Below are 12,132 nucleotides of genomic sequence, written 5' to 3' on the forward strand. Positions count from 1 at the left end.
CGGTGATTCCGAGCCGATCGGCGGTGTCCGGGGTGAGCACCTGCAGGTTCACATCGGCGGGCGGGGGGCGCGGCCCCCCCCAGAGCCGGGCGGCCCCGCCGCCCCCCTCCCGGGCGCCCGCCCCGCGCCGCCCGCGCCCCCGGGGGTCGCCCGGCCCCCACGAAACGAGTGCGGACAGGGAAGCGTTGGCCTTCGCCCCCCAGGCCAGGCCGAATTCGGCCAGTACCCGCGCGGGGTCCGCGACACCTTCCCATGGGGCGGCTTCGTCTCCGTCGGCGCCGAGTAGTTCGTCCCACAACCACGGCGTGGAGACCTGCCGCGGAAGGTACAGCCCGGCCGGCAGCCAGCCGCGTCCCTCGTTCGAGGTGATGAACATTCCGGCACCGGCCGGACCGCGCAGCACCGCCACCGCCCAGGTCATTCCGACCTGGGTATCGGTCGCCGCCAGCACCGCACCGAGCAGGGTGCGGGCGAGCACCAGATCCTCGTTCACGGCGTCGCCCACGATGTAGTTGGGCTCAGCTTCCCGGTCCTTGGCGGCCGATACCGCCGAATTGAACGGAGTCGGGACCACCGGGGGAACCCCGTGCCCGTCCGCTGTCGCTCCGGACGGCGGCGCGGTGGAGCCGCGGTCCTCGCCGCCGGAACCGACGCCGGCCGGCATACCGGTGCCGACCATGGCCCCCGGCGGCACCGTGCCGGTGGTCCCGGTCGGGCCTGTTCCCGTCCCTGTCCCCGCCCCGGTACCGGCAGCGGCGGCAGCAGGTGTTGCGCCGGGGGCAGCAGTGTTCTCACCGGCAGGCACAGCCCCGGGTACGGACGTGGCGCCCGGCGTCGCAGCGCCGGCACCCGCCGCCGCCGGTGTGCCGGTGCCCGGCTGGTCGATACCACCGGGCGGTGTGGTGCCCCCGGGCACCGTACCGGCGGACCCGTTCGGCGGGGCCGCGCCGAATGTCCCGGGGCTTGTGGTGGTATTTCCGGCCGGACCGTTCACCGATGAAGGCGTGCTGCCGAACATCGTGTCCGGCCCCCGGGTTTCGCCGTCCGGATCCCCGAGCCCTGCCGCACCCTCGGCATCGGTCCGTTCGTAGGTGTCCGCGGATTCGCGCAGTGATCGAGCGGTTTCCTCGTGCTCCCGGGCAAGGGCTTCCCCTGCCCGCAGGCGGGCGGTGTAGTAGCGTTCCAGCGCCTCTTTCACCGGGTTGGCGATCTTGCCGTAGGTGGGTTCGAAATTGGCGAGCCAATCGGAGGGCGGCTGCGCCCATTCCCGTGTCTCGGCCGCGACCTGATCGTGTTGCAGTGCCAGCCGGCGCAGTAACTCAGGGTCGATATCCAGCCGTTCCGGCATGCCCGATCAATCCTTTCCACCACCGACCCCCCAATTGTCGATCCTTCCCAGCGCTGGGGAGTTTGGGGGGCACGCGGTCTCGGGTCACCGGGCTCCGCCGGTGGATACCGCGCTCCGGCGCGGCACGGGCGCAGCCGCCGGGGGCTGCGCGAAATGCGGATGCGTCAGGATCTGCGCATGTGCGTAGACAGCGTCGCGCAAAGTCTGCCGTGTCCCGCCTTCGGCCAGCAGCAGCACCAGTTCGTTACACCGGCGATGGAAGGTCAGCGCACGTAGCACCGACAATTCCGAATCCGGCTCCGGATCTGTGGCAGCGGCCCGTAACTCACCGAGCGCGATCCGGCTGGTAACGGCGCGATGCCCGACCGCGGTCGCCGCGATCAGATCATCCGCGTCCTGCATCTCCTCCCACCAGCCGGCCGCGAACTCACGGCCGTCCCGTAGGGCCCGCAGAATCCGGAGCCTGATCTCGGGGGCACCCATTGCGTCGACCGTCCGGATACCCGCCCGCTCGACCCGGATATGCGCATCGACTGCCAGCTCCAGACATCGCCGCGCCACACCGTCGTCCGGAACCGAAGACGCCCGATCGAGCAGGCGCGCAGAGGCGGTGAGACCCAGGCGATCCAGCATCCCGGCCGCAGGATTGCGCAGGTCCATCGCATCCGAGGGCCCCACCGACCCGGCCAGCGCGACTGTTGCGAGCTGTCCGCCGAGCACCGGATCGATCGGCCGAGAGGACGCCAGCGCGGACAACTTGGACCCCGACTTCGCGCCCCAGGCCATCGCGAACTCCACCAGAACGCGCGCCGGATCCGCGATACCTTCCCAGCCGGCCCCCTCGGACACCGTCCACAGCCACGGCAACGACAACTCCGCCGGCAGATACAACCGCGCCGGTAGCCACCCGCGCCCTTCGTTCGAGGTGACGAACGCGCTCACCCCGCCTGGATGCCGCAGCACGGCCACCGCCCAGTCCACACCCACCCCCCAGGGGTCGGCGGCGGCGCGGATACCACCGAGCAGAGTGCGGGCCAGGACCAGATCGCCGTCGACCCGCTCCCCGACGACGAACGCGGGTGCGGCCGAGGCGACCATGGCCGCACCCACCGCGTCCTGGACAACTTCCCCCGCACCGCGACGCTTTTCCCCACCCGGATCGCCGTCCGGCGGCGCACCCGGACCCTTACCGCCGGGCGCCACCACGCCGGACGTGTTCGCCGTGCTGATCGCCTTCCCGGTCGCACCGGCACCCCGGTGCGCCTCGATCGGTCCCGCGGCGCCACGCGACGCCTGCGTGCTGGATATCGCGGCCGAACCGGTCGCCGAGCTCGCCGCCGAACCGGCCGAGCCCGCACCAGCGCTCGCAGCGGTACTCCTGGTTACCGCCGGTTCCGCACTCGCCGTGTTCGCCGGGACTGCCGATCCCATCGGCAGACCGGCCGCGAGCAGACCAGGCGTCACGCTCGTGGTCTGGCCGGCGGGGGCATCGGTCTGCGCGCCGTCGCGCGAAGTACCCGGATCCTCCACAACTGTCCGGGGTCCGGACTCGGTCGCGGAAGCCTCCGGATCACCTGCGGGCTCGGCTTCGGCGGGCAGGTCCGCTGTGCGGCCGCCAGTTTCGTTCTCGCCGGCGGCCGGCGGATCATCAGCAGTTACACCGGCCCCCCGGTCGGATTCGGGGGCCGGCATGCCGGTCTGCGGCCCGGGCGGCGGCGCGCCACCGAGGGATTGCTCCTGCCCTTCGATGCTTTGGCCGGGTATCGGCGGCGCGGGCATTCCGGTAGGTGCGTCGGGTTCGCCCGCCACCTCACCCGCGGGCGGCGGCGGCACGAGGTCCGGTGCCACCGGATCCGGTGTCAGCAGATCCCAGAAGAAATCGATCAGCACCCGACCGAGCCCGGCATCCGGCGGCACCAAGCCGGTCAGGCCGGGATTCCGGTGCCATGTCCCGGAGTCCAAGCCGAAGCCCGGCCCCCAGTGGTAACCGTTGTCGCCGGGAGCACCGGCACCCGGCGCCCCGGGAGCCCGGCCGGGCAACGCGCCACTACGCCACGGACCGGGCTGCCCCAGCGCCTCGGCGATATCGTCCAATCGTGGCAGGCCCTGCGGGCCCAGCGAGCGCAAAGCGGCCGCGACAATATCTTCCACATCGCCCCGTGCTTCGGCGAGAATGGCCTCGGTGGTCTGCCGGTCCGTCTCGGTCTCGGCTTCGTCGTCCACTTCCCCGTCGTCGTTGTTGTCGCCGCGGGTGGCCGCCTCGATCCGTTCCGCGGCATCGCCGACCACATCGAGGATCTGGTTCCGGGTGCGCCGCACGATATCGCCGAGCGTGCCGAAGGTATCGGCCGCGGCCGTCAACGCCGCCGCGAATGCGCGCGGATTGTTCTCCAGAGCAACCAGTGCCAGCCGGATATATTCCAGGCCGGCCGACTGCTGAACCGTTTCCTCGAAGGCGCGCCGCGCCTGCTCGACATCGGAAAGGTTCAGCGCCTCCGCGCCCTCCCGCGCGGCGGTCTCCAGAGCGTGCCAGGCCGACGGCGGTATCTGCGGCCAGTTGTCCCCGACGATCCGATCCCAGTGCGGACTCGATTGCTCCGGTGCCATCGTGGCCGGTCAGGCCTCGGCAGACCGCACGACAAGGCTGCCGTCGATATCGGAATTGCGCAGCACAGCCTTACCGAGCTCAGTTGCCTGCACCGTGATACCCGACTGTTCGAGTACTCCGATCAACCCCGCGCCGAAGAGGTCGCGAATCACCTCCAGCGTTCCGAGCATTTCCCGGTCCACAACACATTCGGAGTTCGATTCCGCCGACCAGGAATCCACCGTCGTGCCGACGCAATCGGCCACCACCGACACCGCACCCGCGGCATCACCCACGATCGCCGTCAAATCTTCCAGCGACAGGATTTTCACCATGGTCGTGTCCTCTCTCGGCCGTACCGGCACCGGTACGGTTTACGCGGGCCGTAGGCCGAACGCTTCGTTTTCCATCGCTTGATACGCGGCTTCGGTGGGTAGCCCGAACGAGTCGACGGTGTAGGAGCGCGCCCCGTTGGCCTCCATCTCCCGCCGCAATCCCAGCCGTGATTTCGCGTGCGCGAGCCCGGCGACCTTCAGGATTTCGGCGCTCAGCCAGGCATCACCGTTGTCCTTGGCGTCGTCGGTGATATGCATACCCACGACCTCACCATCCCGGCCGCAGGCCACACCCACCGTATGATCGGGGTTGAACACCTCGTGAATCTGCGGCGCGGCAACGGGTTTCGTGCCCGGCGCCTCATCGAAACCGTCGGCAGTGTAGTCGTCGTAATCGTCGGCCATCGCCATCTCCTCGCTTGTACTATGCGGATTCGGCCAGGGTTTCCGACAGCACCGACCACGGTGCGTCGGCAATGGTCAGCACCAGGCGCAGCTGCCAGACCCGGGCACCCAGGTACATTTCACCGGTACCGTCACCCAGCAATTCCAGATAATCGGCACTGTCCGCATCGGAATTCATCGATACGGTGGTGACGGGGGGCCGGCCATCGTCCACGCTGACGATCGAACCACCGCCGCCCGGGATGAAACTCTTGCGGCAGCGCGGGCCGGCGCCGAGCGCGACCTCGGCACTGTTGGTGGTAATCCTGACCTCGGGATTGAGCAGCAACTGGCTCACCCACGAACGTGCGGCCAATTCGGGACGGTCACCGTTGATTCCCATCACCAGCGATCCCGCCAGGTCCACCACCAGCAACTGTTCACTACTGGTGATTCCCACGATCACCAGCCGGCGAGCGGTTTCCAGCGGTCCCGGCAGATCGTCGGCGCCGACGGTGCTCGAATCCGCACCGATACCGGCGTTGGCGGCCGGATACTTCGTGATGATGCCGGTCGCCACGTCCACAGCGAAGGCGACCGTCGGGTGACCCGAATCGCCGCCCAGCGCCGCGAGCCGGGCCAGCCCTTCCTCGTGCAGCCACCCGATGGCGTCGGCCGCGGATACCGTCTCTTCGGCTTCCGCCTGCTCCGGGGCGGTCATCGCGCCGGATCTCCGACGCCGGCCGGTTCCCGGTCACCGCCGGCGATCTCCGCAGCATCATCCGTGATCACCGTTTCCATGATCACCTGGTACTGCCGGGCCGCATCCTGCGTACTCTCCCGGATCGCGGCCATGATCTCGGCGACCAGTTCCTCACCACTGAATCGGTCCGCGGTCCCGGGAGCGAGATACAAACTCGTCAACCGGCCCATAGCGTCGACTTCGGGAATCACCATGCCGCTCGGCGAGGGACGCCGGGCGCGCACATCGTCGATACGCTCGCGCATATCGGCGATGCGGTGCCGCAGTTCTCGGGCCGCGTCGAGCGCGGCCTGCACATCGGGATGAATACTCATGCGTTGCCTCCGGTGCGGGTCGGGGCCTGGTTGGCCGGGGCCGGGGTCGGTTGCGTGACCGTCGGCGCGATGGTGGGCCGTTCCCCGATAACGGGTTCGGTGTGTGGAGTGTCATCGACATACATCAGGCGATCGGGGTGCCAGGCCACGATGCGGTTGCGCTCGTCACCGCCGCCGCCCGCACCTGCCCCGGCACCGCCCATTCCCCCCATCGGCATCATCGGCATCATCGGCATTCCCGAACGCGCGGAGGGACTTCCCGAGCTACCGGCGACACCTTCCGACGTAGGCACCCGCGGCGGCGAACCGAGACTGCTACCCACGGCAGGCGTCAGCGGCATAACGGTCGATCCGGACAACGTCTGCACCTCCGACGCGCTCGGAATTCCCCCGCTCGGCACCGACGGACTACCACCGGTGGGACTACCGTACGACGGGACGCTGTAATCCCCGAGTCCGTAATCGTCGTAATAGTCGTCGTAGTAGTCGTCGGAGATCTCCTCGGTCGGCGACAGCCCGTCCTGGCCCAGCTCCATCATGCTCATCAGCATGGGCAGCATCTGCGACAGCATCTGGTCGCCCGAACCCGACCCGGTCTGCGCCGCCGCCGCGCCGGAACTCTGCGACGAATCCGCGACCCCCGTCCCGGTCTCGGAAACATACGAACCCGTCGCCTCGCCCGCTCGGACGTTCATTTCGTTGTATTCCGCGGTCGCCGCGGCGAGCGCCGCCTCGTTCTTGGCCCGCGCCGCCGCCAGCATCTTCTTCCGGGCAGCGATAATTTCTTCCGGGGTCGGATGTTTCGCCTTGGCCCGGGCGAACGCGTTACCGTAGGACTCCGCTCCCTGGGCCAGTTTCTCCATCGCGTCGCCGAGGCTGTCCATCCAGCCGCGGTAGGTCGCGAACCGCGTGGCGACCTCCGAGCCCACCGGGGTCCAGTGCTGCAGAACCGACCCCGCACGATCCATATCATCGGCGGCCTGAACACGAGAGCTGGTGTTGAACAACCGGACCGAATCGGCGAACCGATGGGCCGGTTCCGGTCCCGGGCCACTGTGCAACTGCTGCGCGAAGGTCAGCGGATCTCCCGTCACCACAGGCATATCGCGTAGTCCGGGCGGTACTCTGCGAAGACCCACCTGTTCCACGGCCGGCACCGGATTGTCCACCAAGTCGGCGCCCGAACCGTTTACCAGGCGGGCACCTTCGTCATCGGCAGCGGCGTACTCGACTGCCGCCTGGCCGATATGGTGCGCATCGCGCTGAATCTTGTTCAGCACCCCTACGGTCGCGTTGAACAGCGCCGCGGCATCGGCGTTCAGCTGGGGCACGGCCTGCGCCGAAATCGGGTCCGCCCCAGCAGGTAGTACCCATTCCCGCGGCATCGCGGCGCCGGTGAGGCGCGCCATATCTGCGGACTTCCCGGCAACGGCCACCAGCTCACCGAGATCGACATTCAACGCCATACCGGTCTCCTCTCACCTGTCACTCTCGCACCCTCACGCCGGGCCGGCCAACGCCGGGACGTCGAGGGCCGACGGATCCGCACCGGTGCCGGCCGCCGCATCGCCCTCCTGGCCCGTATCGCCGGTGGCCTCGATACCCTTCGGATGTTTGAATCCGGCGAACTCGCCGAAGGCCTGGCCGTCCGGAGCCGTCATATCCGCTGCGTACTGCTGCAATTCGCCGTGCACAACCGCTTCCACGGTGCCGGATTCGCCCTCACCGAAAACGACCAGCAACGCCGACCGGTACTCCGGATCGCCCGTCGACCCGCCGGACTGCTCATCCCCGGTTTTCTTCTCGCCCTTCGGAGATTTCTTCTCGCCCTCCGCAGAACCACCGGCGGGGGTTCCGACCACCGCGGAGGCTCCGGCGGGGACCTTGCCCTCGTCCTCCGCCGACGCCCGCCAGGTGGCCACGTCCCCGGTGGCCAACTGGAACGGGTCGACGGCCGCACCGATATCCTTCGGGTCCGTCCACGCGGCGGGGGTGCCGGCGTAGGCGGCCTGCGCATCGGTGGCCGTCTTGTTCGCGAACGCCTTGTCGAGCCCCAGTGCCACGGTGAGCGGCACCTTCTGCGTCCGTCCGTCCGGGAACGGGTAGACCACCAGGCCGTCCGCTCCCGGTACCCGTTTCGGCATCCCCGAGCCCGTCTGGTTCGAGGTCGCACCGGAAGGCGGCCCGCTCTGGTGGTGCGCGGGCTGCGCAGGGGCCGGGGTGGTGGTCGCCGGATTCGACCACGGCGTGGTCGAAGCCGGCCGGGCCGGGGGCATGGTCGGGGCGGCCGCCACGTCGTACCGCGATGGGTCGATATCCTCGACCCGCCGCGCCAGATCGCTATCGGCCCCGTTACGCATCGCGGCCTGCGACATCAACATCGGGAGCAGGGAACTCAACAGACTGTTCCCCATTCCGCCGGCTGCTGCCATCGGATCGCTGATACCGCCGAGCGAGCCGGTCGGAGCGGTCGGTACATCCGGAGTGGACGCCTGCAATGCGTCGTTCGACCGGTCTTCCATCTGTTTCGCCGCGTCGGCCAGGTCGGAACTGGCTGTACCGGGGACATTCGGAGTGCCGACACCGAGGTTGTCGAGTCCGGCCGGGTCCGGGGTGCCGATTTTCGAGCCGTCCGGCCACAGCGAGGGATTCTTCATGCTGTTCTCGAGCGCACCCACCCGGTCCTTCAGCTGCTGGGAGGCCTTCTCGTCTCCGGCGCTGGGATCCTCGATCCCGGAGGCCGCACGCTCCATCGCATTCGCGGCGGTCTCCAGGATGCCGATCAGCTCGTCGAACCCCTGCGAAACGAGCTTCATGAAGTTGATTTCGAGTTCCGGCGACGCGGTGAGTTGCTGCGCCTGACTGTTGTGACTGCTGATCACAGCCGCCACGCCGTCCTTGACCGTCGCCGAGATATCCTCGACCTTCGCCGCCGTCTCCTTGTTGCCCAACTCCGATTTGTAGAGGTCGTCCAGCGCAGATTCCACGTTGTCGGTGGCCTCTTTATAGCTGGTGGTACCGCCGCCGCTACCGACGGTGATTCCCTGCGGCATACGTGGAGGAGGGTCGAGCCGCAATTCGTTCTTCTTCTCGAGGTCGCCACTCATCTGATGGATATCCACCACCGTGGCGGCAAAGGAGTCCTTCGCACCACCGAACGCAATGATCAGCTCAGGGCTCAACTCCTGTGGACGGAGCAGAAAACCCTGCGTACCCGAAACTGTCACACCGGGGTTGGTTTGGGTGGGCACGAATGGTGCCCTCCCCGCGACACCGCCTGCTGCTGCGGCGGCCTGTCCGTCCCATTCCAGCGGAACAGACCGGGCACCCGCGCCCCCACCTCCTTCGTCGCCGTATTCCCATATACCGCCGAGTACGTGAGCGAAAGATGCGGCCCCGAGTACACCCGGTTTGACCCAGTTGGCCGCATGACCATCTGCACCCCAGATATTGGCTCGACGTTGCGCCTTGTTCATCGCGGTCTCGGCAGAGTCGGCCGCGGCCTGCAATCGGTCGTGGTCGCCGCGCTCATTGGCGACCGCAGTCCTTGCGTCTCGGGCGGCGGATTCCGCGCCGTCGAATGCCCGCTGCGCGTCTCTCTGCGCGCTGGCGGCAGCGTTGCGCTCCGCCAAAGCCTCGGCATGTCCGGGATCACGCCGACTGAGTCCGTTCAACTTCCTCTCCGCGTCCTGAAGCCTTCTGTTCGCGTCGTCGAGGTCTCTGCGCGCGGTAGTGAGGGCCTGCTCGGCACCCTCGAGAGTCTGCTGTGCCCGGTCGAGACGCCTTGCCTGGTCCGACGCGGTACTGCTGACATTTTGCGCCTCGGTCAAGGCAGTATCGTGGCGCGCCCCGGCCCGCCGGAGACCGAACCGAGCGCCCTGCCCGACTGCCGACCCGAGAAGTGAGACTCCGGCACCCATCGCTCCGGCCTGGAGATTGTTGAAGCTCCAGCCATTCGAGGCGCCATCGGCAAAGGCTGCGCCCGCGGCACCACCACCGGCATCCGCGAGCGCCTGTTTGACCGGGCCGAGGCCACGGGTCGCCCTGCCGACCGCGAGATTGACGCCGACATCGACCGCCAGCCCGAACCAGGCGGAACCGTCAACAGCCATTCACCCCTCCTATGCTGGCGCCGCGGCAGCGGCCGCGGGTTGATCGACTGTCCCGGCTACGTCCCCGTGGCCTGGCGATGCCGTAGTGGTCAGCTCGATTCCGGGGGGATGGAAGAAGCCGGTGAACGGCCCGAACTCGCCGGCGCCGTCACGCATTTCCGCGAGCGATACGACCGGCTCCAATGCACCATCGATCACCGCTTCCAGCGTTCCCTCGCCCGAATCCGGACCCTTGAACACCACCAGCAACGCCGTACGTTCTACCCAGACCCCGATATCGCCCGTCATCAGCTGATAGGGGTCGGTCCGTCGACCGATCTTCTTCACATCCGTCCACTGCGCCGGCGTGCCCGCGTACGCCGTTCGGGCGTCGGTACCCGCGGCGTTTCCGAACGCCGTGTCGAGAGCCTGGGCCACCACTCCCGACACTTCCTGCGTGCGTCCATCCGGGAAGGTATACACCCTGCGATCGGCAGGGTCTGTGGCGGCGGACCTCGCAGGTGGTGGCGCATTGTCGGCCGGAGCAGCCGCGGCCTTGCCAGGACCGGGCTGGCCGGGCGGTTGGGCGGCGGACTGGCCGGGGGGCGGCTGTCCTACGCCCGGCGCGGCGACGGTGCCCGGCCGGAGCGCGGTCACGCTGCCCGCATCACGTTCGCGTTCCGCGCGGCGGTCGTCTCGCTCACCCCGGTCCTGTGCATCGCCGCGCCCCATTGCGGCCCGCATGAGTTGCGGCAACATCATGTTCCCCAGTACCGAGCTCATACCGCCGGAATTCGTTGCCGCCGGCGCCGACACAACCGGCATATTCACTGGGACCGCGTCCTGGACACCGGGGTCGCCGGGGCTGCCGGTCGCGCCCTCGCCGGAAAGCCGACCGGACCCGCGGTCGGTTTCCGACCCGCTGCCCGCGTTGAGATCCAAGGGTTCTGGAGCCGGCACCCCGTTCGGCTCCGGCCCATCCGATGCCTCCGGCCGATCAGCAGCCGGATCCACCGCAGACCCCGGGCCACGAGACCGCTCGCCGCCGGACTCGGTGGCGGAGTTCCGCTTATCCGAGCCGGAATCGGAATCTTCGTGCTGACTTTTCTTCTGAACGGCCGCAGCGGCTTCTTCGAACTGCCCAGCGTAGAACGACATGATCGTCTCGACGCTCGCATAGCTGGATTCGAGGATGACCATTGTGTACGCATCCTCGCTCTGCATTGCGGTGCTCAGCTGCCCGGTGTCGACGGAAAATACAGTTACCCCGCTGAATTCGCTGGGTTTCTCGTTGTGTTCGGTCAGCAGTTCGGTGAGTTTTTTCATATCACGTGGATCGGTTGCGACGTACTCTTTCTGAATCCCGAGCGACGCCGCCAGATCACCCCGCCCTCCCCGGCACAGTTCGGCCGACCGTTTCACAGCCTCCGCGACGACACTGGATTGCGCCCTGATCGTGCTGTACCGATGACGCAGGAGTTCGACGCGCCGAGCGTATTCGGGTATTCCCGCTGATTCTTCACCGAATATGTCGGTGACATCGGACTCCTCCGGGAGCTCTGTCGCCGGCACCGGCTTCTCACCGAACCCGGTCCAGCAGTCCAGCTCGACCGCGGGCAGCGATCGGAAATTCCGCTGCGCCGGCGGAGTGAATTCGAGTCCCTCCGGCAACTGCTGCGGATCCGGCATATAGACATGCGGCATACCGTCGGGAATCTTGTCGAGTTCCGTCTCGCTGATATCGATCAGTGGAATTCGGGGGTACCCGAGATGCTGGTACACGGTCTCGGGGATACTGTCGCCCGTCCAACCCGATAAAGACATACCGAGCAGACCGAAGTATGTCCTCCAGGGCGAAAGGTGCCCTCCGCCCAACGCTCTGGGAACCGCACCGAACCACCCGTTGTTGCGGGCCAGCGTGGTCACTCCACCGCGGCCCATGAACCCTTTGACCCCGAAACTACCCAACCCACCGACGAACCCGCCGACGCCACCCAGCGCCGCACCGATGAAAACGCCTCCCAAATCCTCGCCCTGCAACGCGGCGGTGATACCTCCCGCCGCAGCGCCGAGCGCGATACCCCACGGTGTCCCGCGACAAACGAACCCCACCACACTCGCCCCACCGACAGCGAGCTCGTCCCAGTTGTCCTCGAGGAAGTCTCCGAAACCCACGAATTCACCGACCCCGGCGAGCGCGACCCGCAGCACGGTTCATCCGCCGACGGACTATCCCCCGGCGATCGTTGGACAACCGGCCGGAGGAAGGTTTCGGGCACCGGCAGCCGACCATGTGCGCGGCCTCCCTTC

At 68.1% G+C, this 12,132-nt stretch carries 9 protein-coding genes; all 9 read right to left on the reverse strand.

All coding sequences use genetic code 11. The features are described 5' to 3' along the window. The coding region (locus QH196_RS01745; protein WP_280413979.1) for a type VII secretion target at positions 1-1,348 on the reverse strand (1,348 nt) is incomplete at its 3' end. 84 nt (positions 1,349-1,432) lie between these two features. Further along, positions 1,433-3,955 (reverse strand): hypothetical protein, encoded by a 2,523-nt coding sequence (locus QH196_RS01750; RefSeq protein ID WP_280413980.1) that lies wholly within the window; start codon positions 3,953-3,955, stop codon positions 1,433-1,435. A 9-nt stretch (positions 3,956-3,964) separates the two neighbouring features. Beyond that, positions 3,965-4,270 (reverse strand): hypothetical protein, encoded by a 306-nt coding sequence (locus tag QH196_RS01755; protein WP_280413981.1) that lies wholly within the window; start codon positions 4,268-4,270, stop codon positions 3,965-3,967. A 39-nt stretch (positions 4,271-4,309) separates the two neighbouring features. Then, complete coding sequence (locus QH196_RS01760) at positions 4,310-4,675, reverse strand: hypothetical protein (RefSeq protein WP_280413982.1); 366 nt, start codon at positions 4,673-4,675, stop codon at positions 4,310-4,312. A gap of 19 nt (positions 4,676-4,694) precedes the next feature. Further along, positions 4,695-5,375: a hypothetical protein gene (locus QH196_RS01765; RefSeq protein ID WP_280413983.1), complete on the reverse strand. Its 681-nt coding sequence runs from the start codon at positions 5,373-5,375 to the stop codon at positions 4,695-4,697. Further along, on the reverse strand, positions 5,372-5,731 hold the full coding sequence (locus QH196_RS01770; protein WP_280413984.1) for a YbaB/EbfC family nucleoid-associated protein: 360 nt from the start codon (positions 5,729-5,731) through the stop codon (positions 5,372-5,374). The genes QH196_RS01765 and QH196_RS01770 overlap by 4 nt, the downstream gene beginning before the upstream one ends. After that, positions 5,728-7,197 carry a PPE domain-containing protein gene (locus tag QH196_RS01775; protein WP_280413985.1) on the reverse strand — a complete coding sequence of 490 codons (1,470 nt, stop codon included), beginning with the start codon at positions 7,195-7,197 and terminating at the stop codon, positions 5,728-5,730. Before QH196_RS01775 ends, QH196_RS01770 begins: the two co-directional genes overlap by 4 nt. A 33-nt stretch (positions 7,198-7,230) precedes the next feature. Then, positions 7,231-9,843 carry a hypothetical protein gene (locus QH196_RS01780; RefSeq protein WP_280413986.1) on the reverse strand — a complete coding sequence of 871 codons (2,613 nt, stop codon included), beginning with the start codon at positions 9,841-9,843 and terminating at the stop codon, positions 7,231-7,233. A gap of 9 nt (positions 9,844-9,852) precedes the next feature. Then, positions 9,853-12,033: a hypothetical protein gene (locus QH196_RS01785; RefSeq protein ID WP_280413987.1), complete on the reverse strand. Its 2,181-nt coding sequence runs from the start codon at positions 12,031-12,033 to the stop codon at positions 9,853-9,855. Between the last annotated feature and the right edge of the window lie 99 nt (positions 12,034-12,132).

Origin of the sequence: Nocardia carnea (assembly GCF_029868325.1) — a bacterium.
In the GTDB taxonomy this organism is placed as follows: Bacteria; Actinomycetota; Actinomycetes; order Mycobacteriales; family Mycobacteriaceae; genus Nocardia; species Nocardia carnea_C.

Excerpts from the sequence above, each read along its gene's own strand:
- QH196_RS01770 (WP_280413984.1), bottom strand. The coding sequence starts at position 5,731 with ATGAGTATTCATCCCGATGTGCAGGCCGCGCTCGACGCGGCCCGAGAA.
- QH196_RS01755 (WP_280413981.1), bottom strand. The coding sequence starts at position 4,270 with ATGGTGAAAATCCTGTCGCTGGAAGATTTGACGGCGATCGTGGGTGAT.
- QH196_RS01775 (WP_280413985.1), bottom strand. The coding sequence starts at position 7,197 with ATGGCGTTGAATGTCGATCTCGGTGAGCTGGTGGCCGTTGCCGGGAAG.
- QH196_RS01760 (WP_280413982.1), bottom strand. The coding sequence starts at position 4,675 with ATGGCCGACGATTACGACGACTACACTGCCGACGGTTTCGATGAGGCG.
- QH196_RS01750 (WP_280413980.1), bottom strand. The coding sequence starts at position 3,955 with ATGGCACCGGAGCAATCGAGTCCGCACTGGGATCGGATCGTCGGGGAC.
- QH196_RS01765 (WP_280413983.1), bottom strand. The coding sequence starts at position 5,375 with ATGACCGCCCCGGAGCAGGCGGAAGCCGAAGAGACGGTATCCGCGGCC.
- QH196_RS01780 (WP_280413986.1), bottom strand. The coding sequence starts at position 9,843 with ATGGCTGTTGACGGTTCCGCCTGGTTCGGGCTGGCGGTCGATGTCGGC.